General features: G+C 48.5%; 24 protein-coding genes. 13 read left to right on the top strand and 11 right to left on the bottom strand.

Annotation, left to right across the window (positions count from 1 at the left end):
* Positions 1-25: 25 nt before the first annotated feature.
* Positions 26-619 carry an NAD(P)-dependent oxidoreductase gene (locus ACNA6I_RS09330; RefSeq protein WP_048004431.1) on the bottom strand — a complete coding sequence of 198 codons (594 nt, stop codon included), beginning with the start codon at positions 617-619 and terminating at the stop codon, positions 26-28.
* A gap of 171 nt (positions 620-790) precedes the next feature.
* Here ACNA6I_RS09330 and ACNA6I_RS09325 point away from each other — a divergent pair, with 171 nt between their 5' ends.
* The 4 genes from ACNA6I_RS09325 to fumC all read left to right on the top strand — a co-directional run bounded on the left by ACNA6I_RS09325 (position 791) and on the right by fumC (position 4,567).
* Positions 791-1,597: an amino acid ABC transporter substrate-binding protein gene (locus tag ACNA6I_RS09325; protein WP_048004430.1), complete on the top strand. Its 807-nt coding sequence runs from the start codon at positions 791-793 to the stop codon at positions 1,595-1,597.
* The gene (locus tag ACNA6I_RS09320) at positions 1,578-2,276 is read left to right on the top strand and encodes an amino acid ABC transporter permease (RefSeq protein ID WP_048004429.1); all 699 of its coding nucleotides are present in this window, start codon (positions 1,578-1,580) and stop codon (positions 2,274-2,276) included. The genes ACNA6I_RS09325 and ACNA6I_RS09320 overlap by 20 nt, the downstream gene beginning before the upstream one ends.
* 23 nt (positions 2,277-2,299) lie before the next feature.
* Positions 2,300-3,034: an amino acid ABC transporter ATP-binding protein gene (locus ACNA6I_RS09315; RefSeq protein WP_048012920.1), complete on the top strand. Its 735-nt coding sequence runs from the start codon at positions 2,300-2,302 to the stop codon at positions 3,032-3,034.
* Positions 3,035-3,193: 159 nt separating this feature from the next.
* Positions 3,194-4,567, top strand: coding sequence for a class II fumarate hydratase (gene fumC / locus ACNA6I_RS09310; protein WP_063191421.1), 1,374 nt, complete (start codon positions 3,194-3,196; stop codon positions 4,565-4,567).
* A 33-nt stretch (positions 4,568-4,600) separates the two neighbouring features.
* Here the strand turns inward: fumC and ACNA6I_RS09305 are convergent, their stop codons facing one another.
* Positions 4,601-4,810 (bottom strand): alpha/beta-type small acid-soluble spore protein, encoded by a 210-nt coding sequence (locus ACNA6I_RS09305; RefSeq protein WP_142130215.1) that lies wholly within the window; start codon positions 4,808-4,810, stop codon positions 4,601-4,603.
* A 340-nt stretch (positions 4,811-5,150) separates the two neighbouring features.
* Here ACNA6I_RS09305 and ACNA6I_RS09300 point away from each other — a divergent pair, with 340 nt between their 5' ends.
* Entirely contained in the window at positions 5,151-5,330 is a 180-nt protein-coding gene (locus ACNA6I_RS09300; protein ID WP_148794782.1) for a hypothetical protein, read from the top strand.
* A 48-nt stretch (positions 5,331-5,378) separates the two neighbouring features.
* Here the strand turns inward: ACNA6I_RS09300 and ACNA6I_RS09295 are convergent, their stop codons facing one another.
* Together ACNA6I_RS09295 and ACNA6I_RS09290 are read right to left on the bottom strand one after the other, a co-directional pair.
* A complete protein-coding gene (locus tag ACNA6I_RS09295) occupies positions 5,379-6,476 on the bottom strand; it encodes an ABC transporter ATP-binding protein (RefSeq protein WP_048004556.1) in 1,098 nt (365 codons plus the stop codon).
* Positions 6,477-6,569: 93 nt separating this feature from the next.
* The gene (locus ACNA6I_RS09290) at positions 6,570-7,487 is read right to left on the bottom strand and encodes a PucR family transcriptional regulator (protein ID WP_063191419.1); all 918 of its coding nucleotides are present in this window, start codon (positions 7,485-7,487) and stop codon (positions 6,570-6,572) included.
* Positions 7,488-7,623: 136 nt separating this feature from the next.
* Between ACNA6I_RS09290 and ACNA6I_RS09285 the strand changes: the two genes are divergently transcribed.
* Positions 7,624-7,884, top strand: a complete 261-nt coding sequence (locus ACNA6I_RS09285; protein ID WP_048004425.1) for a metal-sensitive transcriptional regulator — start codon at positions 7,624-7,626, stop codon at positions 7,882-7,884.
* 40 nt (positions 7,885-7,924) lie between these two features.
* Here the strand turns inward: ACNA6I_RS09285 and ACNA6I_RS09280 are convergent, their stop codons facing one another.
* Together ACNA6I_RS09280 and ACNA6I_RS09275 are read right to left on the bottom strand one after the other, a co-directional pair.
* Positions 7,925-8,107, bottom strand: a complete 183-nt coding sequence (locus tag ACNA6I_RS09280) for a hypothetical protein (protein ID WP_416313187.1) — start codon at positions 8,105-8,107, stop codon at positions 7,925-7,927.
* A gap of 49 nt (positions 8,108-8,156) precedes the next feature.
* A complete protein-coding gene (locus ACNA6I_RS09275; protein ID WP_048004423.1) occupies positions 8,157-8,351 on the bottom strand; it encodes a DUF5342 family protein in 195 nt (64 codons plus the stop codon).
* A 207-nt stretch (positions 8,352-8,558) separates the two neighbouring features.
* Here ACNA6I_RS09275 and ACNA6I_RS09270 point away from each other — a divergent pair, with 207 nt between their 5' ends.
* The gene (locus tag ACNA6I_RS09270; RefSeq protein ID WP_048004422.1) at positions 8,559-8,957 is read left to right on the top strand and encodes a ferritin-like domain-containing protein; all 399 of its coding nucleotides are present in this window, start codon (positions 8,559-8,561) and stop codon (positions 8,955-8,957) included.
* Here the strand turns inward: ACNA6I_RS09270 and ACNA6I_RS09265 are convergent.
* Genes ACNA6I_RS09265 through ACNA6I_RS09250 form a run of 4 tightly spaced genes read right to left on the bottom strand, consistent with a single transcriptional unit; the run spans position 8,942 to position 13,774 of the window.
* Positions 8,942-10,135 carry a YheC/YheD family protein gene (locus ACNA6I_RS09265; protein WP_048015440.1) on the bottom strand — a complete coding sequence of 398 codons (1,194 nt, stop codon included), beginning with the start codon at positions 10,133-10,135 and terminating at the stop codon, positions 8,942-8,944. The genes ACNA6I_RS09270 and ACNA6I_RS09265 overlap by 16 nt on opposite strands.
* Complete coding sequence (locus ACNA6I_RS09260; RefSeq protein ID WP_048012926.1) at positions 10,132-11,487, bottom strand: YheC/YheD family protein; 1,356 nt, start codon at positions 11,485-11,487, stop codon at positions 10,132-10,134. Before ACNA6I_RS09260 ends, ACNA6I_RS09265 begins: the two co-directional genes overlap by 4 nt.
* Positions 11,487-12,560, bottom strand: coding sequence for a YheC/YheD family protein (locus ACNA6I_RS09255; RefSeq protein ID WP_063191417.1), 1,074 nt, complete (start codon positions 12,558-12,560; stop codon positions 11,487-11,489). Before ACNA6I_RS09255 ends, ACNA6I_RS09260 begins: the two co-directional genes overlap by 1 nt.
* A complete protein-coding gene (locus ACNA6I_RS09250; protein WP_197470344.1) occupies positions 12,557-13,774 on the bottom strand; it encodes a YheC/YheD family protein in 1,218 nt (405 codons plus the stop codon). Before ACNA6I_RS09250 ends, ACNA6I_RS09255 begins: the two co-directional genes overlap by 4 nt.
* 213 nt (positions 13,775-13,987) lie before the next feature.
* Here ACNA6I_RS09250 and ACNA6I_RS09245 point away from each other — a divergent pair, with 213 nt between their 5' ends.
* The 6 genes from ACNA6I_RS09245 to ACNA6I_RS09220 all read left to right on the top strand — a co-directional run bounded on the left by ACNA6I_RS09245 (position 13,988) and on the right by ACNA6I_RS09220 (position 21,010).
* Entirely contained in the window at positions 13,988-15,124 is a 1,137-nt protein-coding gene (locus tag ACNA6I_RS09245; RefSeq protein ID WP_197470343.1) for a DUF445 domain-containing protein, read from the top strand.
* A 90-nt stretch (positions 15,125-15,214) separates the two neighbouring features.
* Entirely contained in the window at positions 15,215-15,568 is a 354-nt protein-coding gene (locus tag ACNA6I_RS09240) for a YlbF family regulator (RefSeq protein WP_048004417.1), read from the top strand.
* A gap of 144 nt (positions 15,569-15,712) precedes the next feature.
* Complete coding sequence (locus tag ACNA6I_RS09235; RefSeq protein ID WP_249931580.1) at positions 15,713-16,585, top strand: Cof-type HAD-IIB family hydrolase; 873 nt, start codon at positions 15,713-15,715, stop codon at positions 16,583-16,585.
* Between the two features lie 119 nt (positions 16,586-16,704).
* Positions 16,705-18,192, top strand: a complete 1,488-nt coding sequence (locus tag ACNA6I_RS09230) for a coproporphyrinogen III oxidase (RefSeq protein ID WP_063191413.1) — start codon at positions 16,705-16,707, stop codon at positions 18,190-18,192.
* A gap of 404 nt (positions 18,193-18,596) precedes the next feature.
* Positions 18,597-20,213 carry a long-chain fatty acid--CoA ligase gene (locus tag ACNA6I_RS09225; RefSeq protein WP_048012928.1) on the top strand — a complete coding sequence of 539 codons (1,617 nt, stop codon included), beginning with the start codon at positions 18,597-18,599 and terminating at the stop codon, positions 20,211-20,213.
* A 2-nt stretch (positions 20,214-20,215) separates the two neighbouring features.
* Positions 20,216-21,010, top strand: a complete 795-nt coding sequence (locus ACNA6I_RS09220; RefSeq protein WP_048004413.1) for an enoyl-CoA hydratase — start codon at positions 20,216-20,218, stop codon at positions 21,008-21,010.
* A 35-nt stretch (positions 21,011-21,045) separates the two neighbouring features.
* On the opposite strand, the gene ACNA6I_RS09215 is transcribed toward ACNA6I_RS09220, so the two are convergent.
* Positions 21,046-21,231, bottom strand: a complete 186-nt coding sequence (locus ACNA6I_RS09215; RefSeq protein ID WP_048004412.1) for a YhzD family protein — start codon at positions 21,229-21,231, stop codon at positions 21,046-21,048.
* Between the last annotated feature and the right edge of the window lie 124 nt (positions 21,232-21,355).

The raw sequence follows: 21,355 nt of genomic DNA, 5'->3' as shown, positions 1-21,355 counted from the left end.
AATCCATCCAGGTGCCTTTTGGTCGTCAATAGCAGATCCCGACGCGCTTCCGTATATGGAGGCTTTCATCCAGGACTTTCAGGATGTAGTCTGCCGTGTCGTGTGTCGAGATGCTCCTGCCACCTTCCGGCAGGACCTGTTCTGACGTCCGGAAGACGCCGGTGCGCTCACCGTCGGGAAGGTACGTAGGGCAGACGATCGTCCATTCCATTTCAGAAGCTTTGAGCATGAGGTAAGCGGATAGGTGGTCCTCCGCAGCCGTCGTGCTCCTCCGCTTGGATTCATCAGATTGAAAGCGATAGAGCCCATTGGAATGTGAGGCATCCAGGATGCCTGCCGTTCCACATGTGATGATACGCTTGATGCCGTGTCTCCGCATCCCGTTCAGGATGAGGGGCATGCTTCTTGACAACACATCCGCCTTATCGGTGTTGAGCGTGCTGATGACCGCATCGCATCCCTCCAGTACGGAATCAATATCCTTTTGGTTCAAAACGTTTCCTGTGATTTCCAACCCGTTTCCCGTGGATGATCGTACAAGGAGCTTTGCTCGTTGCCCGAGCTGATCGGCAACGATGCTTCCGACTCTTCCGGTCGCTCCGAATAGTGCAGTAATCATTCCATCTCCTCCTGATCCTTCAATGTAAATATTGTTACATGATAAACCATGCCGCGTCCAATACTAAGAAGGGACGAATGCCTGAAACATTTCCGTTGACTTTTCTGTCAGAGCGTTTTATGATGACATTCGTACAGAAGTAAATCCGATAAGATTAGTGGGGGTTATCACATGAAAAAATGGAGAATTTCCATTGCCTTGATCGCCATGCTCAGCCTTGTGCTGACAGCGTGTTCAAGCGGTGGTTCGAACAGCGGTTCAGACGAAGAAGCGCTTTATAACAAAGTGAAGGAAGATGGGAAAATCCTCATCGGGACAGAGGGTACATATCCGCCGTTCACCTTCCATGATGATTCAGGCAAGCTGACAGGCTTCGACGTCGAACTGGCACGTGAAGTGGCAAAACGCCTTGGTGTAAAAGCAGAATTCCAGGAAACACAATGGGATGCCATGTTTGAAGGTCTCAACAGTAAACGTTTCGATATGATTGCGAACCAAGTGGGAGTCCGGGAAGATCGTCAGAAGAAATACGATTTCTCCACTCCGTACATCGAATCAAGTGCTGTAGTGGTTGCCAAAAAAGATAACAAAAACGTAAAGTCATTTGAAGATATCAAAGGGTTGAAATCGGCTCAGTCCCTTACAAGCAACTATCGTGACATTGCCGAGAAAAACGGTGCCGAGATCCAAGGGGTCGAAGGTCTTTCCCAATCCATCGAGTTGATCGAGCAGGGCCGGGTGGACGTAACAGTGAATGACAAAATCTCAGTTCTTGACTACTTGAATAAGAAGAAAGGCGCCAATGTGAAAATTGTTGCTGAAGCGGCAGAAGCAAGCGAAAGTGCCTTCATGTTCCGCAAAGGCGACGACAAATTGGTGAAAGAAGTAAATAAAGCGTTAGAGGATATGAAAGAAGACGGAACATACAAGAAAATCTCTGAGAAATGGTTCGGAGAAGATGTATCTCCTAAGCACTAGCATCTATCAGGATCCTCAGGCAATGATTGATATACTGCAAAGCTCCCTGCTTCCTTTGATCAAGGGAGCTTTGTATTATTCCATCCCTCTGACGCTCATATCATTTGCCGTGGGTATGATCCTGGCCATCTTGACTGCATTAGCGAGACTTTCAAAGTACAAAGTGCTCCAAATCATCGCAAGGATCTATGTATCTGCGATCCGGGGTACGCCTCTATTGGTGCAATTATTCATTATATTCTACGGGCTGCCGAACCTTGGAATCAGATTCCCTGCTTTCCTTGCTGCGGTCATCGCCTTTTCCCTGAATAAAGGGGCTTACTCATCGGAAATCATCCGTGCTGCCATCCAGTCGATTCCGAAGGGACAATGGGAAGCTGGGTCGTCCATCGGCATGACCTATGGTCAGACGTTGTGGCGCATCATTCTTCCACAGGCAGCGAGGGTTTCCATACCGCCGCTAGCCAATTCATTCATTTCCCTTGTGAAAGATACATCCCTTGCATCATTGATCCTCGTGACCGAGATGTTCAGGATCGCACAGCAGATTGCAGCCACGAACTATGAGTTCCTGCTGATTTATATGGAAGCGGCACTCCTATACTGGGTCATGTGCTTCATCCTGTCCATCATACAGGGCCGCATAGAGAATAGACTCGATCGATATATCGCGAAATAATTGTTAGATAAAGGAGATTTATCATGATTTCCATTAAAGGATTAACCAAACGATTCGATGATCTCGAGGTGCTGAAGGGCATGAGCGCCGAGATTAACAAGGGTGAAGTGGTCGTCCTGGTTGGCCCATCAGGGTCAGGGAAGACAACATTCCTACGCTGCCTCAATGCCCTTGAGATTCCGAACGAAGGAGTCGTCTCCATCGGGGAGACCACCATCGACTTCAAAGGTCGCGTGGCTAAAAACGAACTCCTTGAAATGAGAAGAAGGACCGGTATGGTCTTTCAGAGCTACAATCTTTTCCCTCATAAAACCGCCTTGGAAAACGTAATGGAAGGTCCGGTGGTCGTTCAGGGGAAAAGCCGTGAAGAAGCAAGAGCACAGGCTGTGAAGCTGCTTGAGAAGGTGGGCTTGGGGGATAAGGTCGACTTCTATCCTTACCAACTTTCTGGAGGTCAACAGCAGAGGGTCGGGATTGCAAGGGCCCTTGCGATTGAACCCGAGGTCATGCTTTTCGATGAACCGACATCGGCCCTCGATCCGGAGCTCGTAGCCGACGTTCTTGCTGTCATGAAGGAGCTTGCTGAAGAAGGGATGACCATGGTGGTCGTCACGCATGAAATGCGTTTTGCTAAAGATGTGGCTGACCGGGTCATCTTCATGGACGGTGGGCATATCCTTGAAGAAGGTCCTCCGGAGCAGGTACTCGACAATCCGAAGAACGAACGGACACGACAGTTCTTAAATTTGATACACTGACAATCATCCCCCTTCCCGCCGATATGGACCGGGAGGGGGATTTTTTTGTGGCATTTTTTATGACGGTCGGAATGAATTTTTATCATCCTTGCACTTAATAGGTTAGTTCGATGAATTTAGTGGAAATATGAAGGTATGACCAGAGAAGGAGGAATCATGATGGACTACCGGATCGAGAAGGATACAATCGGGGAAATGAAGGTGCCTGCTGATAAATACTGGGGGGCTCAAACCCAACGGAGCAAGGAGAACTTCCCTATCGGGGGAGAGAAGATGCCCCTTGAGGTTACATACGCATTCGCCCATCTGAAAAAAGCTGCTGCGAGGGCGAATCAGGCATTGGGGAAGCTATCGGCCACGAAGGCTGATGCCATTGCACGGGCATGCGAAGACATCCTTTCAGGGGATCTTGATGATCACTTCCCCCTTGTGGTTTGGCAGACGGGAAGCGGTACCCAGTCGAATATGAATGTCAATGAAGTGGTGGCATACAGGGCGAATGAAACCCTGGCAGGAGAAGAAAGGGTGCATCCCAATGATGATGTCAACATGTCTCAAAGTTCCAATGATACGTTCCCGACAGCCATGCATGTTGCTGCATTAAAGGAACTGGATAAACACCTCCTGCCATCCCTGGATGAATTGATTGCAATTCTTAGGGGAAAAGAAGAGAGGTTCCAGGATATCATCAAGATCGGGCGGACCCATCTCCAGGACGCGACTCCCCTGACCCTGGGACAGGAGATCAGCGGCTGGAGGGCCATGATGGAGAAATCCAGAGGGATGATTGTGGAGTCATCGCGTCATCTATTGCCCCTCGCAATAGGGGGGACCGCAGTTGGAACCGGCATCAATGCAGATCCGACATTCGGAAGCCGGGTCGCACAGGAACTTGAATCCCAAACAGGGTATGCCTTTCAGTCGTCGGATAATAAATTCCATGCCCTCACATCCCATGATGAGCTCGTCTTCGTGCACGGAGCATTGAAGGCACTCGCTGCAGATCTCATGAAAGTGGCCAATGATGTGCGGTGGCTTTCAAGCGGTCCGAGGAGCGGAATCGGGGAATTGACCATCCCTGCGAATGAACCGGGGAGTTCCATCATGCCTGGCAAGGTGAATCCGACTCAAAGTGAAGCCGTCACCATGGTGGCAACACAGGTATTCGGAAATGATGCGGCCATCGGCTTTGCCGCAAGTCAGGGAAACTTTGAGTTGAATGTATTCAAGCCGGTCATCATCTATAATGCACTGCAGTCCATCCGTCTATTGGGAGATGGGATCCGCTCGTTCAATGATCGGTGTGTCAAAGGGTTGGAGGCAAATCTTGATGTGATTGAAGGGTTCGTATCCCGTTCCCTGATGCTTGTGACCGCGCTCAACCCCCATATCGGATATGAGAAGGCGGCAGAGATCGCCAAAAAGGCCCACCAGGAAGGATGGACCTTGAAAGAATCGGCTCTTGAGAGCGGATATGTGACGGAAGAGCAGTATGATGAATGGATCAATCCTGAAGATATGGTGAACAAATAAAAAAACCCCCCGGAAAATCCGGGGGGCTGTGCATTATTTGTAGCTTCCGCCAAGTTGTTGTTCAGCCATTTGAACAAGGCGTTTCGTGATTTCTCCACCTACAGAACCGTTAGCGCGTGCAGTAGTGTCTGCTCCTAATTGTACGCCGAATTCTGAAGCGATTTCGTACTTCATTTGGTCGATTGCTTGCTGAGCTCCAGGAGCAACCAGTTGGTTAGATGAGTTGTTACGAGATTGTGCCATGTTGTTCATCTCCTTAAAGTATAAGAATTTTATTGGCTGGGTCAGCTGGGTTTGCACCAGCTCGCATTCCATGAGCGACCATCTTGTATGGTTTAACCCAATGAAGTAATTCATCCCGTTACTTGTATTATGGTTCAATCTGCATTTTCTATACGAAAAATATAAAAAGAAATCTTTTCCTTTTAAACTCCCTTTAATTTCTCCTCATAAAAGCATGCTTTTGTTTGAAGGCTAACAGTATACGAAGATTGAAAGTATGGTGAACCACATGAAAGCTTGTGCTTTATGTAATGGAATTGTCTCCTATAAGGGAATGTGTGCAAAATGCGGTGATACAACGGTGGATCAAGGCAGATATCATGACTACTATGATGAATACAGCCCTTATATGGACATTCATGAGATCCAGCTTGCTGACGGGATTCCGAATAGCAGCTGTACGGACACATGCCTGCATCTTTTCACTTGCAAAAGGTGCGGGGAAGAGGAAGGAAGAAGTATTGATATGGTGGAGTTTTGACCATTGAAAAAGGAGTCCCTGATAAAGGGGACTCCTTTTGTTTTGTCATTATCGAATGCGTTCTTCAGATTCTGCATCGAAGAAATGGGCTTTATTCATATCGAGTGCTAGGGTGATCGTTTCTCCAGCCTGGATATCGGTGCGTGAATCCACACGTGCAACAAAATCCTGTCCTTCAAGCTGGGAATAGAGCATCGTTTCGGCACCGGTCAGCTCCGATACTTCAATCTTGACTGAAATCTTTGCACCCTCTGCAGTATCGAGGAAAAGGGGCTCATCATGGATATCTTCAGGACGGACACCCAGGGTGATGGCCTTTCCTACTTGACCCTGTTCCCGGAGGACTTTCATTTTTCCTTCTGGCACGAGGACCTTTGTTTTGCCGCAAACGAAGTAGTTTTCTTCTAATGTCCCTTGGAAGAAGTTCATGGCCGGGGAGCCGATGAAGCCGCCTACGAATACGTTCTCCGGCTTGTCATACACTTCTTTAGGTGAACCGACCTGCTGGATTACCCCATCTTTCATGACAACGATCCGTGTCGCCATGGTCATGGCCTCTGTCTGATCATGCGTTACATAAATGGTAGTCGTTTGGAGACGCTGATGGAGCTTGGCGATTTCTGCACGCATCTGCACACGCAGTTTGGCATCAAGATTGGATAGCGGTTCATCCATGAGGAAGACCTTGGCATCACGGACGATGGCGCGACCCAATGCGACACGCTGACGCTGACCACCGGACAATGCCTTCGGCTTACGGTCGAGGAGGGCCTCGAGGCCGAGGATCTTGGCAGCTTCCTGGACGCGCCTGTCAATTTCTTTCTTGTCGAACTTCCTAAGTTTAAGGCCGAACGCCATATTATCATACACGCTCATATGAGGGTAGAGCGCATAGTTCTGGAATACCATGGCAATATCGCGATCCTTTGGTGCAACGTCATTCACCCGTTTCCCGTCAATGGAGAAATCTCCTTGAGAAATCTCCTCCAGACCTGCAATCATGCGCAGGGTCGTCGACTTTCCGCAGCCTGATGGTCCGACGAAAACGATGAACTCCTTATCCTTGATATGTAGATTGAAGTCTGTGACAGCGGTCACCTTTTTATCATAAATTTTATAGATATTGTCGAGTTTCAATTCAGCCATATTCAATCTCCCCTTTTCTTTGTAATCGTTTTCAACTTTATAATCATTGTAGAGGAATTGAAAAAGGACCGATATGGTCAATGTGCACAAAATTCACTCTTCTTCCTTGTTCACCTTGTCATGAAGATGGTCCAGACAGGCAAGATAGGCCAGGATGGCGCCCTGAAAGCTGCGTATATCGATACCTGTCTTATCAATAAAACGTTCGATCCGGTACTGAACTGAATTGCGGTGCATGAAGAGCTGCTTTGCAGTTTGACTTACATTGGCCTGATTTTCGAGAAAGACCTTGATGATCTGAGTCCAGTCGGGATCCTCTTCCAGTATGGTGATCACATGCCCGAGAAGATGTGTTTTCCACTCCGACGGAAGGCAGTGAAGCAGGAAAGATGGCAGGAGTGATTCAACCGAATGAATGGTGGAATGACTGAGGGATCCAGGCATGGAAAACAGCTTCCGTTCGAAGGAAAACGCTTCAGGAAGGTGTGGACCTAGCTTATGGAACTGCCCCGTGAAGAATAAGGTCGAAACGAAAAAATCCGACTCAATGACATGGGAAATCGTGAAGAGCTGCTCATGATCCAGCACTTCATTGCTTTTTCGTTCAATGAACAGACCCGTCCCGTCACTGAACAAGACAGACTGGACGTCTTCAGGGAGCAGGTGCTGAAACGCTTCCTTCATCATGGAGTGCTCGATCTCGCCGTTCATGGAAAATTGGATGATGCGGTATTCATCCTGAGCGATTTGAGGTTGGTGCCCCCCTTCATAGAGGAAGGAAAACCATTCCCGGGCTTCGAATGAGCCGTTCAGAATGGTAATGGGGGAACCGACTTCTATGAACAGACATTTCAGGAGCTCCACTTCTTCTTCTGTGATTTTATTTCGATCGATTCCGATGAAGGTGTCTTCCTCTTCATTTGTGAACCAGGCCTTCCCGAGATCGAGGGTACCCGGTCGGGAGGACCTGACAGAAGCTTCTGGATACTTTTTGAGCAGGGATGTCAGCATGGGGTATGTACCGTCCTTTATTCAGTATATTCCCATTGTACTGAATAAAGATGACGATGCAAAGAGTCGTGAATTGCAAATATTGTTTGATTGGAATACTATTGTAAGAGGAATTTATCGTGATGAGGTGTGCACAATGGAATATACAAAAGAAGTCACAAATCGAATGAAGCGCTTGGAAGGACAAGTACGTGGTGTATTGAAGATGATGGATGAAGGAAAGGATTGCAAAGAAGTCGTCACCCAGCTTTCCGCCGTCAGGACTGCCGTAGACCGTACGATCGGACTTGTCGTCGCGAAGAATCTTGAAGCATGCATCAAGGATTCAGAAGAGAAAGGCATGAACACTGAAGAGGCCATTCAGGAGGCAGTCAATCTTTTGGTGCGAAGCCGCTGATCATAATGAAAGCTGCCGGTAAGATACCGGCAGCTTTTCTTTATGGTCTCGGAGGTTCTTCATGGCTGGGCATATCGATTGCTTCTTCAATGTTTGCAATCTGATCGCGCAGGTGAACAAATCCTCCGGACATCCCCTCATTGATGAAGCGGTCCACATCTACGAATGCTTTATCGCGTCCTTCATTGGTGCTATCCGGAAGAAATTCGTATTTTTTATCCATTTGATCGCCTCCTATGGATAGTGTTCAAAAAACGACTGCGAATTATGCATCATTCATAGACATGGAAAAGCATGAGATCGTGGATCTGTTTGGCACTTTTTTCATCCAGAGCAGGCTTGCAGTCGATTCGGCCGTCTTTGTGGTAGATCCCTTCATGCTTGACACCGCCGTAGAAAAATGAAATATACCAGCCCGGTAACTCTTTGTTTTCATACATGCTCCTGTATTGAAAATGTTGAATCATGCAGTATCACTCCTTATGGATATTGTAAACGGTTTCTGTTATGTGCGAAAGAGCGAATTGAAAACACGTACAGTAAACACCCAATCAGGGAAAAGGGAGCCTGTCCCTACCATTTACAGCGGATTTGATGTCTTGAGGTTTACCCTACTCATAAATACCTCTGTGTCTTAATACACTTTATGGAATGGACAAAGGAGGTACGGAGGTATGAATGAATTTCTCCGGGATATACAAAAAGCCATAAGCGACGAATGGACAGCCTATCATTTCTATAAAGAATTGCAGAGTCGGACCAACAATCCATTATTTGTAGAGTTCATCAGCTCAGCCCGGCAAGATGAGAAAAAGCATTATGATCTATTCCAGTATCTGCATTACCTGCTCACAGGAGAATATTACGAACATAAAAAAGAAAAGGTCGAGTTCACAACCTTTAAAGAAGGAATCCTTCGTGCGCTGAAAGACGAGCTTGCCTGTGCCTCTTATTATCGGGATCTCCTGATGGATATACCGAACCAGCAGGCGTATAAACCGCTGTTTATAGCCATGACTGATGAGACGGCACATTCCACCCGTTTTCAAACGATCTATCAGTCCCTGCGCTGAGGACGGGAGGAGGCAAGGGAGAAAAATGTATCCACAAGCTTTTTGCGCCGGGTGGTCTCAATCTCTGATTCATCGAATATCATCGGCTTGGAGTTGATTTCGAATAAAACGAAGCCCTCTTCTTTTCTTGGAGCGATATCGACAGAAAACTCCCCTATGAACCCCAGTGAATCAGTGAGGGTTTCCCCGCAGATCTTCATGATGGAAGAAAGTATTTGCTTTGTATCCCCCTGGGCAACATCCTCCAGGGAAATGATCGTTCCGCCTGATGGGACGTGGGTGGTCACTTCCTGTCGTTGTGACATCCGTACTCCGATCCCCGTCACATTGAATTCATCCCCCGAGGTGAGGACAAGCACTCTGTAATCATATCGGTGTCCGTTCAAAGATCGGCATTGAATGGCTTCCTGGACGATCCAGTCTTTCTCTTGGAACCATTCGGGGTAAGCGTGTGCCAACCGCTCTGCAGAGGAGAAGTGCTCCATTTTTTTGATGCTGCGGCAACTTACTCTTCCGTCATCATGCACTTCGACCTTACGGATGCCTTTTCCCTTGGAAGAAAGGGAATGTTTAATATAGATCTGTTTATGTTGCATCAAAAATGTCTTCAGATGGGTGGGATCCTGGATCTGTTCGGTGACAGGGAGATGCGGCCGTAATTCCTCTCTCTCCCGTAATAGCCGATAAATGTCCCATTTATTGAAAAAATGCGGGTTGAAGAAGGGGATCTTGTGATTTTGACACCACGAGGTCAAGCGACGAAACGCTTCATTCTGTTCGCCTGCCGGGGTGGGGATCCTGTTGTAAATGACGTTTGGAAGGGGAAAGTGGCAGGTCACCCACCTGGAAAGAGTATCACTATAGACGATGCCTGCAACCGTGTTGCCCTCGATATCAACGGGTGAAAAAACAAAACAGATGCCGCCTGCATCCTGGATCATTCCCTGAAGGGCCCTAAAGAGTTCGAAGTTTCCCCGGTAACGATTCGCCCGGTCCTTATCCGCCAGGATGCCAATCAGTGGGATGATACCACCTGTGGGAGCGCTTATGGGAAAGGGGTAGGTATCTTCGGATTTTTCAGATTGCAGAAGAAAGGAATCAAGACCGAACGCATACGTGGATATACTCCTTTCATCGTGGCCGAAGATTCTTCTCCTCCGATCATACAGGATTCTCATGGCACCAATTCCTCAATCGTTTTGCGAGAGAGAAATACTCCAAATGAGAGGGCGAGCTTGCGTGTTAGGATATCTTCAGCTTTAAGGGACGGATGGGTGAAGATTGAGCGGCCTGGTTTTGAATTGGCTTCAAACATCCAGATCTTCCCGCTCTCGTCGGCTCCGAGGTCGAATCCGATTTCTCCGACATATCCCTCCATATTCGCCTCGATGGAATGCGACAGCAGTATTGCCGCTTCCTTGAGACGGGCCTCCATCACATGCCTGTCATCTTCCGAAAAGAGCTCGCTCAGTACCTTCACTTCGCCGCCTGCTTTTGCATGGGTGGTCACACTTCCTGAACCTGCGACTTTGGCAGCGATGGCTGATACGTGCCACCGGCCTTCTTCATCTTTATTCGTGTGGACCCTGAAGTCAAGTGGGCGATGGTCGTCTTCAATCAGATCGATTCCCTGCTGGATGATGAAGGTATCGAATTTGCGGCCTTTAAGTACGGACTGTACAAGGGATTCCAGGCTTTTAAACCTTAGGAGGCGGACCTTCTGATCGCCGTCCTTGAATCTGCAATAATATCCATCCTTCCCCCGGTCATACGTGATTTTATGAATCCCGTTCCCAAGGCTTCCATTGGCGGGCTTTACGTACACATGCCGATATGTTGCAAGCATCCGCTCAAGATCACTGATGGATTGGAACTGATGGGTTTCCGGGAGGAAGATGGCGGCTTCTTCATCTCCTGCCAATCGCTCGAACAGATCAAGCTTGTTGAAAAAACCTGGGTTATACCAGGGAATGCCGTACTCTCCCTGAAGCCGTTCCTTAAGTGAAAGGATGGAGCGTTTTTTTTCGCTCCTGCGATTCGGGAGGCGGTCATAGATGACGGTAGGAAACGGGATGAAGTGACGCTCCCACTGATCACCAAAGTGAAAAAGACCATGAATGAGTCCGTCCTCCCAATGGATGTCTTGCTCCCCGAACACAAACGGGATGACTCCGAGCGTCCCCTGTACGGCAAGTAAACGTTGGAACATCCGCGAGCGTTCGCCGACGGGATTCATCTTGAACTGAGTGAATCCGGACGTGAATATGCCGATCAATGCGCCAAGGTAAAGCTCCTCCTCCACTTGGTGAAGGTGGAGGCTGCCCACTCCGCGAGGAAGGTGCAGGCCATCGGAAAGAGAGGAGCTGATGCCGATTACATTTCTTCCATTGGGGTGTGTCCTGCACTCCGCTTCGACCTTGCGTGTTCCGAGCGTGATGATTCCCGGCAATGGACCCTTACTGAAGGAAGCTGGAAGGTAGAGGAGGGGACGTTCATCTTCAAAAACTTCAACTGCAAAAGGTTTCAACATCAGTGATCACTCCTCGTAGGTGCAGACTGTGATGATAGATTCATGCAGTGGTCCAGGGGGATACGGCATATGCCGGGGGAATCGATCCCTCCTGCCTGCAAGAGTTTATGTCCCGGCTTTGAGTTGATATCGAGAAGCCAAATGGAATGATCGGTACCGATTGTAATGTCGATGCCCAGTTCAAGCAGCGGGGAAAACCGGCTTTCCAGTTCCAACGGAAGAATCGACAGAATTTCTTTCAGCTCCTCTTCTATCACTGCCCAGGGAGCCCCGGGATGCGTGGCTTTCCACTCGTCATAGGGAATATACATGGCTCCGGACGATACGTTGGTCAGGATGCCATCTTGGTTGCCGTACCTGAAGGCGCGGTGATGCTCCTTCCAATTCCCTCTTGTATCTTTCGCCATGTGGATCCGAAGGTCATATGGACGGTCTTGAACTGTATTGTCCAAGCGCCTTTGGATAAGAAAGGTATGCTTCTTCATTAAACGAAGGGCGAACCGCTTAAATTCATCACGGTTGTGGAATGTATGGGAAAGGATCCCATCCTTTTTCGTCGTCCTGACGATAATCGAAGGCCCGTTTGTACGAAGATGATAGATACCGAATCCATGTGCACCGTCCACAGGCTTGATGATGGCTTCTTCTTCACGATTCAGGAAAGAGGTAAGGTCCTCTACTTTCTTTAGAAGACGGGTACCTGGGAGATAAGGTGCCAGAGGCCCTTTTAGAAGCTCTTCATAAAGTACCCATTTGTTTGGCAAACCGTAGCCGAGGAATGTAACATGAGGCTGCTGCTTCAACCATTGAACCACAGCCTTTGCCTGCTGCTGCTTTCCTGCCTGGTAGTAGGTGCGGTCATATAAGTAGTCCGGGATCCGAAAGGCATCTTCCTTCCATGTCCCGGATTCCCGGCAGTACGTATAGCCTTCAATTCCTTCTGTAAAAGGAGAGAGGTCCTCCGGGGAAAACAAGTGCAGGTGAATCGGATACGACAGGGACTCCTTGCCGAGCCCTGAATAAAATGGATTCGCGGGATCGGGGTTCAACGTCAGGATGCCAAGATGATTCATTTTTCTTCCTCCTCCTCTTTCCATACGGAAACGCTATGATGATACAACCCACGGACCGATGGTCTGATGGACTCAGAATGCTGGCTGGTGAGTTTACTTGGTTTGGAGTTCACTTCTATGATCCATGGTTTACCATCGGCATCGATCCCGAGATCAATGCCGAACTCGGAAAATCGGCCTTCGAGCACCTCGGAAAGATAGACAGCTGCACTCAGGCTGAGGGCCTTCATATTCTCATGAATGCCTTTAGAAACAGGCAGAATCTTGTTAAGGATGGTACGTGGTTTCGCCGTTTGTCCCCCACGATCGACATTTGAGACGAATTCGCCATCTCCGGCAATCCGTGCCACCGATGAGAGGACCGTCCACTCCTGACCGATGCGGTGACACAGGATCCGAAAGTCCAGGGGCCGGCCTTCATACAGACAGAAAGGAATCGTCTCCTGGATGAGGTAGGTGGAATCCCTGCACCATGCACGCACTTTCTTCTCCAGTGACCGGTAGTCCCTGAAGGTCTGGTGATCGTTTCCCGGAAATGAATTCTGTCGCACTTCCCACCGATCACCGGAGGTCGCCCTGATGATGTTCCTTCCTTTGCTGCCATGGATGTCCTTGATGAACACATCTTCAAATGATGAGAGCATCCCTTCCAGATGTTCGAGACCGCTGGCAGAGACGGGGATGTGTTCCTTTAGGAGCGGATGATTTTTCAGAGCTTGATCCACTTCGGACTTTGAGAGGAAACGGGTATTGAAAACAGTGGCCCCCGCTTCTTCCAAAAAAGTGACAGCGTGCTTGAAATGATCTGTCGTCTCCAGTTTCCTGGAGGGAATGCGATTGTATAGGACCCCTGGGGAAGGAACGGAACCAGCCTCCCATCTACCTTCTGAAAAGAGGAGTCCGGTCCCCTCCCTTTGGAAGAAAGAAGAAACAGGAAGCAAATAAAGCAAGCCTCCATTTTGATGGAAGAATTGGTGGCACTCATGGGCATAGTCACCGAGGGATCCTGGTGTCTTGTTGATGAGGATCGCCGTAATGGGGCCAATACAGATCTCGGCACGTAGCCGATCGACGTGGATATGAAAGTCCCGATCATGTAATGCCTGCAGCCAGGGCAAGAAAGTCGTCAGAATCAGGTCATCCGTCGGGGAGAGGAGGCACTCAACCCTTGCGGAAGTAGCACCAACCGACAGGGTGACACCCCCTTTGAGCATCCAGTCCTCCAAAAGGATGTCAGGGATGTATATATGAGGTTCCTTACTTTTTTCGCATGCAATGTGGCATTTCATCCATATCACCCATTCCTCGTTTGCATAACACGTCAAAATACCCCTATAATGACTTATTGGGCTATTGCTGATATAGCATACTATGTAGGCAGTCATAAAAGGTTCAAATGAACAGGAAAAGGCAGGTGCATGTATGAGATGAATGCGTTCATCCTCATTCTTTTCATGGTGGCAGTAGGGGCCCTGATTGGCGGAGTTACGAACCATCTGGCCATCAAGATGCTCTTCAGACCGTATCGGGCTTATTATATCGGGAAATTCCGTATTCCTTTTACTCCAGGTCTCATTCCCCGGAGAAGGGATGAACTGGCTGTATCAATGGGGAAAACCGTGGTGGATCATCTTCTCACACCGGATAGTCTACAAAAAAAGCTTCTCAATCCGGCTTTTAAGGGAGAAACGGTCAAGTGGTTGAAAGCTGAACTCACCCCGATCTTCCAATCGGAGACACCCATTGAAGAATGGCTTGAAGAATTGAATATTCCCGTGAACACGATGATGATCCATGATTACCTTGATAAATGGATTGAAACGAAAGTGATCGAAACCAGGCTAAGCTATGCAAACCGTTCCTTAGGGGAGACCATCCCCCTTGATTGGAAGGAGAAAGCAGAAGAGAAGATTCCTGAGATCGTGACGATGATCGCAGGAAAGGCCGAAGACTATTTTACGAGTCCAGAAGGAAAAGCAAAGGTCAAGGTGATGATCGATGACTTCCTGAAAGAAAGGGGAATGCTCGGGAATATGCTCGGGATGTTCCTTGGGAATACGTCGGTTGCAGATAAAGTGCAGCCTGAGATCGTGAAGTTCATCAAGCATCCGGGAACACAGGAAATCCTCTTGAATCTGATAAGAAGTGAATGGGAGAAGCTCCAGGAAAAAACCGTCGGTGAATTGACCGGAAGCTTCTCGGACGAGGCGCTGGTCTCATCGGTTCAAAGCTATGCAAAAAGGACCCTGAAGATAGGTGAGTTCTTTGCTCGCCCCCTTGGAAGCGTCCTGTCTCGTCATGAAGAGACATTTTTCAATAAGCTCCTTCCAGCATGGGTGGATCGTGGCACCGATCTTCTCGGACGCAAGCTCCCAGGGGTGATGGAGAAGATGAATCTTCAGGAGATTGTCCAGGAACAGGTGTCATCCTTCTCTGTGGGAAGGCTTGAGGAACTGGTCCTAGGCATTTCCAAGCGCGAGTTCAAGATGATCACGTACCTCGGTGCCCTGTTGGGTGGGATCATCGGGATCATCCAGGGGATCTTTGCTCTTATGATCGGTTGAGTAAAGAAAGGGTCATTCCTAGTATTCGGACACATAGTTTGTTATAGTGGGGATGAAGAAATACAGACAGATATTTTAGGAGGCTAAACCTTGGCTATCAACTTATATGATCAAGCAAACGAACTGGAGCGCGCACTCCGTCAAAGTGACGAGTTCCAACAGCTGAAAAACATGTATGATGAAGTGAACAATGACGAATCTGCCAGCAAGATGTTCGAGAACTTCCGCAACATCCAGATGCAGCTTCAACAAAAACAAATGAGCGGTGAAGAAATTACTCAGGAAGAAGTCGAGCAGGCTCAAAAGGCCGCCCAGCTTGTACAGCAACACGACAAAATCTCCAAACTCATGGAAGCAGAGCAGCGCATGAGCATGGTGATCACGGATTTGAATAAAGTCATCATGAAACCATTGGAAGAACTATACGGTTCCGTACAGCAATAACATACATGAGATCCCGCCGGCAGACCTGGCGGGATTTTTCTGTGAGTGGATGCAAATTTCTGGCCTCCTTGACCTCCTTGTCATAATTGTCTATTCCTTTTCATAAATGTAAAGAAAGCAGTAGACAACACTTAGGAGGACATCATGATGATCTATAGAATGCTTGCCCTGAATATCGACGGTACAATCGTGAATCGAAGCGGAAAGATTGCGAAGGAAACGAAGGAGGCAATTGAATACGTTCAACATAAAGGGGTTCCTGTCACACTCGTGACGAGCAGGAGCTTCAACTCTGCGAAGAAAGTGGCAAAATCTCTGAATCTAACTGGCCCCATCATCACTCATGGGGGTGCCTATATCGCCTCCGAACTCGAAAAGCCACTCTATGTCAAAAAGATATCCGAAACCATCACCTATGAAATCGCCCATTTCCTTGAAGGATTCCCCTGTCAAATCCAGATGGCCCACGAAAGGCAGTCCATCATCGGGAAAACCAATTCCCCGTCCAAGGAGCTTGCCCGCTTATCGTGGCAGCGGGAATCCCGTCTTCTCTACAGTAAACAATATGTCGACTCCATCAGTGAGCATCTCACAGCAAATCCGATGACCGTACCGAAAATTTCCGTGATCCTGGAGAGGAAGGAAGATGTGTGGGATATCATCGCAGCACTCACAGCCATGTACGATGAGGTAGATGCCATCCCGACTTCTGAAAACAGTCTGGACATCGTTCCGAAAGGCGTGTCAAAACTTCGCGGTCTCATGTATCTGACGGAACGCTATGCGTTGAAGAAGGAGCAGGTCGTCATGGTCGGGGCGGGAGTTGACGATATGGATGCCATGAGGTGCTGCGGTCTAGGTGTGGCCATGGGAGGGGCACCTGCAGAAGTGAGGAAGGCAGCGGACTGGGTGACGAGGAGCCAGCATGAAAAGGGGATCCCGTACTTCATCAGTGAAGTGTTCAGGAAACAGCATCCGATCCCTTTCCTTAAGAAGATGAACATCATTAAATCTTGATTGCCAAGGCCGGTTCCGATAGGGATCGGTCTTTTTCGTACCGTCATGGACATTGACCATTCCCATCCCGTTCTTGTACACTTATAAATGCTTATCCAATTGTGAAAGGTGATTACAACGTGAATGTGTTAATTAGAGGCATAGAAGACGAACGATTTGAACGACCTCTTCGCTTGATTGCCAATTTATTCTTTGAAGAAACCAAGATCCATTTTGGCGAGTGCGATAATGCCGATCTGGAAATCCATATACATGTATCCGACACCGAGTCAATCCAGGCCCGTGCGGAAATCAAATCAGAACAGTCTCAGAAAGCGTTTTATGAAAAAGACTGGTTACCGTATGAATCGGAGAAGGAGCGATTCAGACAGCTGAAGACCGCCGTTTCCCATGTGTACCTGAACGTCCTGCAGGAGCTGACGGGCATTCAACAGAAATGGGGGATCCTGACGGGAATCAGACCGACGAAATTGATTCACAAACAGAACATGCTCGGACTTCAGGCAGAAGAGATCCACCATAAGCTCAAAGAGGAGTATTTGATCACCGATGAAAAGATCGATCTCATGCAAAACATCGTGGATCGCCAGCTGTCCGTCGTGCCCGACCTGTACGATGTGAGGGATGAAGTAAGCATCTACATCGGGATTCCATTTTGTCCGACGAAATGCGCCTACTGTACTTTCCCTGCCTACGCCATCCAGGGCAAGCAGGGCAGGGTGGATTCGTTCCTCGCCGGCTTGCATTATGAAATCCGGGAAATGGGACGGTGGATGAAGGAAAAGGGCGTGAAAATTACGACCATTTACTTTGGAGGCGGCACTCCGACTTCGATCACAGCGGAAGAGATGGATGCCTTGTATGAAGAAATGTACGACTCCTTCCCGGATGTGGACAAGGTGAGGGAAGTGACGGTGGAAGCAGGAAGACCCGATACCATCACGCCTGATAAATTGAAGGTATTGAACAAATGGAATATCGACCGGATCTCCATCAACCCTCAATCCTACACGCAGGAAACGCTGAAGGCGATCGGAAGGCATCATACGGTGGAAGAGACGATCGATAAGTTCCATCTTGCCAGGGAAATGGGCATGAATAATATCAATATGGATCTCATCATCGGACTTCCGGGCGAAGAACTTCCTGAACTGCAGCATTCCCTTGATGAAACCGAGAAGCTGATGCCGGAATCCTTGACGGTCCACACCCTTTCATTCAAACGTGCATCAGAAATGACGAAGAATAAGGATAAATATAAGGTGGCCGATCGTCACGAGATCGGACGGATGATGAATCTTGCAGAGGAGTGGACTTCTGCTCACGGATACGAGCCCTATTACCTGTACCGCCAGAAGAACATCCTTGGAAACCTTGAGAACGTCGGTTATGCCCTGCCGGGTCAGGATAGTATCTATAACATCATGATCATGGAAGAAGTGCAGACCATCATCGGGATCGGCTGCGGGGCAGCAAGTAAATTCATCGACCCTGAAACGGGGAAGATCACCCACTTTGCCAATCCGAAGGAACCGAATGCGTATAATCTGACATTCAAAGAGTACACAGACAAAAAAATCGACATCCTCGATGGATTGTTTTCTTGAGAGGCTGTGACGAAAGTGAGTTAGTCATAGTAAAACCCGAATTCATTTGCCTACGATCAGGCAAAATGGTTCGGGTTTTAATTTGTTTCATGGCCATCATTGTTTCCAGCGGTTGCTTGGAGTGCAAGACGAAGGCTCCAGCGGGAAGAGTAGCTTATCACGGAAAGCGAACATCATGAGCGGTATAAAGAACCGATACTGAACGGGTTCGGCTACCTTTTCAGTTTTATCCCACCCTCTTTGATTTTTAGATGATTGTCGAAATCATGGGAGAGAAAGAGGATTCGGAATAAGAAAATCGAATAAGTAAGGAGGATGGTTTTGTAAGCGATTACTTCGTCGTGACAATCGTGCCTGCGCTTCACCTGTACCAGTCCATATAAAGACAAAGGGGAGATACGTTTATGATGCAGACGCCTTTACTTCTAACAGCGATGATGGAACGAGCAGAAAAGTTTTACCCTGAAAAGCACATCGTTTCAAGGACCGAATCCGGCATTCACCGCTTCACCTATAAAGAATGGGGAAAAAGGACGAGGAGACTCGGGAGCGTCCTGAAGGACCTCGGGGTCGAGGAAGGGGATAAGGTTGGGACCCTTGCGTGGAATCACCACCGTCACCTTGAAGCCTATTTCGCAATCCCATGCATCGGCGCAGTCCTTCATACCATCAATATCAGGCTGTCCCCTCAGCATATCGTGTATATCATCAATCATGCAAAAGACAGGGTGCTCCTCGTGGATCCCGATCTTCTACCACTGGTGGAAAAGATCAGGGATCAGATTCCCCATGTCGAGTCCATCATCGTCATGACGGACGGTGGAATGCCTGAATCGCCCATTGAAGGCCTGCATCATTATGAAGAGCTGCTGGAGAAAGGTGATCCGACCTTTTCCTTCAGACATGATCTCGACGAAAATGCCCCTGCCGGGATGTGCTATACTTCTGCGACAACAGGGAATCCGAAAGGGGTCGTATACTCCCATCGGGGCATCGTCCTCCATGCCATGGCCCTTGGGCTTGCCGATACAACCGGTCTCATGGAGAGGGATGTGGCCCTCCCTGTCGTACCGATGTTCCATGTGAACGCTTGGGGTCTCCCGTTCGCATCCGTCTGGTTCGGTACGACACAGGTACTGCCGGGACCTTATTTCACCCCTGGATTGCTCGCTCAACTGATGGAAAAGGAGAAGGTGACCGTGGCTGCCGGAGTACCGACCATTTGGCTTGGGCTCTTAAGGGAACTTGAAGAGAATACCTATGATTTATCTTCGGTCCGGTATCTCCTTTGCGGCGGATCTGCAGCTCCGAGGGGGATGATCAAAGCATTTGAAGAGAAGCACGGGATTCCTTTCATGCATGCCTACGGAATGACGGAAACAAGTCCCCTTGCCGTCGTGGCATCAATGAAGAGTCAGCACGACGTGTTATCAGACGAAGAAAGGTTTGACGTCAAAGCCAAACAAGGCATCCTTGTTCCGGGTCTTGAAATGAAGGTCATCGGGAAGGACGGGGAAGTGGAGTGGAATGGCAGGGAAATGGGCGAGCTTGCCTTAAGGGGACCATGGATTGCGTCAGAGTACTACCAGGATGACCGGACAGAGGATGCTTTCCGTGACGGCTGGCTCCACACCGGTGATGTGGTGACGATTGATGAGGAAGGGTATATCAAGATCGTGGATCGGACGAAGGACCTGATCAAGTCAGGAGGAGAGTGGATCTCATCTGTTGACCTGGAAAATGCCCTGATGTCCCACGAAGACGTCTTTGAAGCTGCAGTTGTTGCAGTGCCTCACGAGGAATGGCAGGAACGTCCTGTCGCATGTGTCGTTCTGAAAGATGCCGAGAAACGGGCGGTCACAGAGGACGAAATCATCGACTTCCTGCGTCCGCAGTTTGCGAAGTGGTGGTTGCCAGACAAGGTGATCTTCATGAAGGAGATTCCGAAGACATCGGTCGGTAAATTCCTGAAGATGGCCCTGAGAGATGAAATACACAATAAAATAAGCCAGGAGGACTAATCATGAGCGTACAAAAACAGGATGAATTAGTGAAGGTTCGAATAGAAGGGAAAGTGGCGAGGGTCGTATTGAATCGGCCGGAATCGTTGAATGCCCTCGACCTTGGCCTGATGAACGGGCTGTTGTCTGCACTTAAGGAGATCAGGAGGGACCCCGATTTGGCGATTGTCGTATTGACCGGGGAAGGAAAAGGCTTTTCATCTGGAGGAGACATCAAATCCATGCTGTCCTTGGGGAATGAGGGGGATTTCTCCGAGGTGATGGATGTGATCAATGAGCTTGCAATGACCCTCTACACGCTTCCTAAGATTGTCGTGGCGGGTATCCACGGTGCAGCCGCGGGCCTCGGGTTCAGCTTGGCGCTGACGGCCGATTATATCCTTTGCGAGGAAGACAGCAAGCTTGCCATGAATTTCATCGGGATCGGACTCATCCCCGATGGCGGCAGCCACTTCCTCCTTCAAGAGAGGCTCGGCACCCATAAAGCGAAAAGGATGATCTGGAATGGAAAAGTGATGCTCGGTCAAGAGGCCCTCATGAAAGGACTGGTAGACGAAGCACTTCCTTCAGGAAAACTGGCAGAAGGACTGGAACGATATATCGAACAGTGTCTTCAATCTCCTGTAAAGGCCCTACTGAAAACAAAAGAAATCTATACCGAGTTGAATAAAGATAGGCTTCAGGAAGCATTGCTCAAAGAAAAAGATGGTCAATGGCTTATGAGACAGACATCAGATCACCAAGAAGGAATCAAGGCATTCATCGAAAAGAGAAGGCCGTCATTCAAAGGGGAATAACGGAAAAGAGGGTGCCGCATGGCGCCCTCTTTTGTTTATACGTGGAATAATAGAAGCTTTCCCAGTGGGGAAGTGAAACGATGGGTGTGATCAAGATACCCCTTCTCTGCCAACATACTTTCCCCAACCTTCTTCGCTTCCTCGTCCGATGCAGCCTGAACACTCTCATCCAGAAGCTTTGACCCGTTCTTCTCGAATACCGTAAGCTTATACGTTTTCATCTCTCTACCCCTTTGCATCATGATCACTTTTTATTTTTTCATATTTTTCAAATAATGAAAAGTGGAATATTCCTATTCCTATAAATAATTCACAGATGAAATGATAGCGGCCGTTGGGGTATAA

Source organism: Rossellomorea sp. FS2, from assembly GCF_047915635.1.
GTDB classification, from domain to species: Bacteria; Bacillota; Bacilli; order Bacillales; family Bacillaceae_B; genus Rossellomorea; species Rossellomorea marisflavi_A.
This window is presented reverse-complemented; position numbering and strand designations above follow the sequence as displayed.

Excerpts from the sequence above, each read along its gene's own strand:
- ACNA6I_RS09315 (WP_048012920.1), top strand. The coding sequence starts at position 2,300 with ATGATTTCCATTAAAGGATTAACCAAACGATTCGATGATCTCGAGGTG.
- ACNA6I_RS09295 (WP_048004556.1), bottom strand. The coding sequence starts at position 6,476 with ATGGCTGAATTGAAACTCGACAATATCTATAAAATTTATGATAAAAAG.
- fumC (WP_063191421.1), top strand. The coding sequence starts at position 3,194 with ATGGACTACCGGATCGAGAAGGATACAATCGGGGAAATGAAGGTGCCT.
- ACNA6I_RS09215 (WP_048004412.1), bottom strand. The coding sequence starts at position 21,231 with ATGAAAACGTATAAGCTTACGGTATTCGAGAAGAACGGGTCAAAGCTT.
- ACNA6I_RS09225 (WP_048012928.1), top strand. The coding sequence starts at position 18,597 with ATGATGCAGACGCCTTTACTTCTAACAGCGATGATGGAACGAGCAGAA.
- ACNA6I_RS09330 (WP_048004431.1), bottom strand. The coding sequence starts at position 619 with ATGATTACTGCACTATTCGGAGCGACCGGAAGAGTCGGAAGCATCGTT.
- ACNA6I_RS09285 (WP_048004425.1), top strand. The coding sequence starts at position 7,624 with ATGGAATATACAAAAGAAGTCACAAATCGAATGAAGCGCTTGGAAGGA.
- ACNA6I_RS09220 (WP_048004413.1), top strand. The coding sequence starts at position 20,216 with ATGAGCGTACAAAAACAGGATGAATTAGTGAAGGTTCGAATAGAAGGG.
- ACNA6I_RS09280 (WP_416313187.1), bottom strand. The coding sequence starts at position 8,107 with ATGGATAAAAAATACGAATTTCTTCCGGATAGCACCAATGAAGGACGC.
- ACNA6I_RS09255 (WP_063191417.1), bottom strand. The coding sequence starts at position 12,560 with ATGAATCATCTTGGCATCCTGACGTTGAACCCCGATCCCGCGAATCCA.
- ACNA6I_RS09325 (WP_048004430.1), top strand. The coding sequence starts at position 791 with ATGAAAAAATGGAGAATTTCCATTGCCTTGATCGCCATGCTCAGCCTT.
- ACNA6I_RS09235 (WP_249931580.1), top strand. The coding sequence starts at position 15,713 with ATGATGATCTATAGAATGCTTGCCCTGAATATCGACGGTACAATCGTG.
- ACNA6I_RS09320 (WP_048004429.1), top strand. The coding sequence starts at position 1,578 with ATGTATCTCCTAAGCACTAGCATCTATCAGGATCCTCAGGCAATGATT.
- ACNA6I_RS09245 (WP_197470343.1), top strand. The coding sequence starts at position 13,988 with ATGAATGCGTTCATCCTCATTCTTTTCATGGTGGCAGTAGGGGCCCTG.
- ACNA6I_RS09290 (WP_063191419.1), bottom strand. The coding sequence starts at position 7,487 with ATGCTGACATCCCTGCTCAAAAAGTATCCAGAAGCTTCTGTCAGGTCC.
- ACNA6I_RS09270 (WP_048004422.1), top strand. The coding sequence starts at position 8,559 with ATGAATGAATTTCTCCGGGATATACAAAAAGCCATAAGCGACGAATGG.
- ACNA6I_RS09275 (WP_048004423.1), bottom strand. The coding sequence starts at position 8,351 with ATGATTCAACATTTTCAATACAGGAGCATGTATGAAAACAAAGAGTTA.
- ACNA6I_RS09260 (WP_048012926.1), bottom strand. The coding sequence starts at position 11,487 with ATGTTGAAACCTTTTGCAGTTGAAGTTTTTGAAGATGAACGTCCCCTC.
- ACNA6I_RS09305 (WP_142130215.1), bottom strand. The coding sequence starts at position 4,810 with ATGGCACAATCTCGTAACAACTCATCTAACCAACTGGTTGCTCCTGGA.
- ACNA6I_RS09265 (WP_048015440.1), bottom strand. The coding sequence starts at position 10,135 with ATGAGAATCCTGTATGATCGGAGGAGAAGAATCTTCGGCCACGATGAA.
- ACNA6I_RS09250 (WP_197470344.1), bottom strand. The coding sequence starts at position 13,774 with ATGCTCAAAGGGGGTGTCACCCTGTCGGTTGGTGCTACTTCCGCAAGG.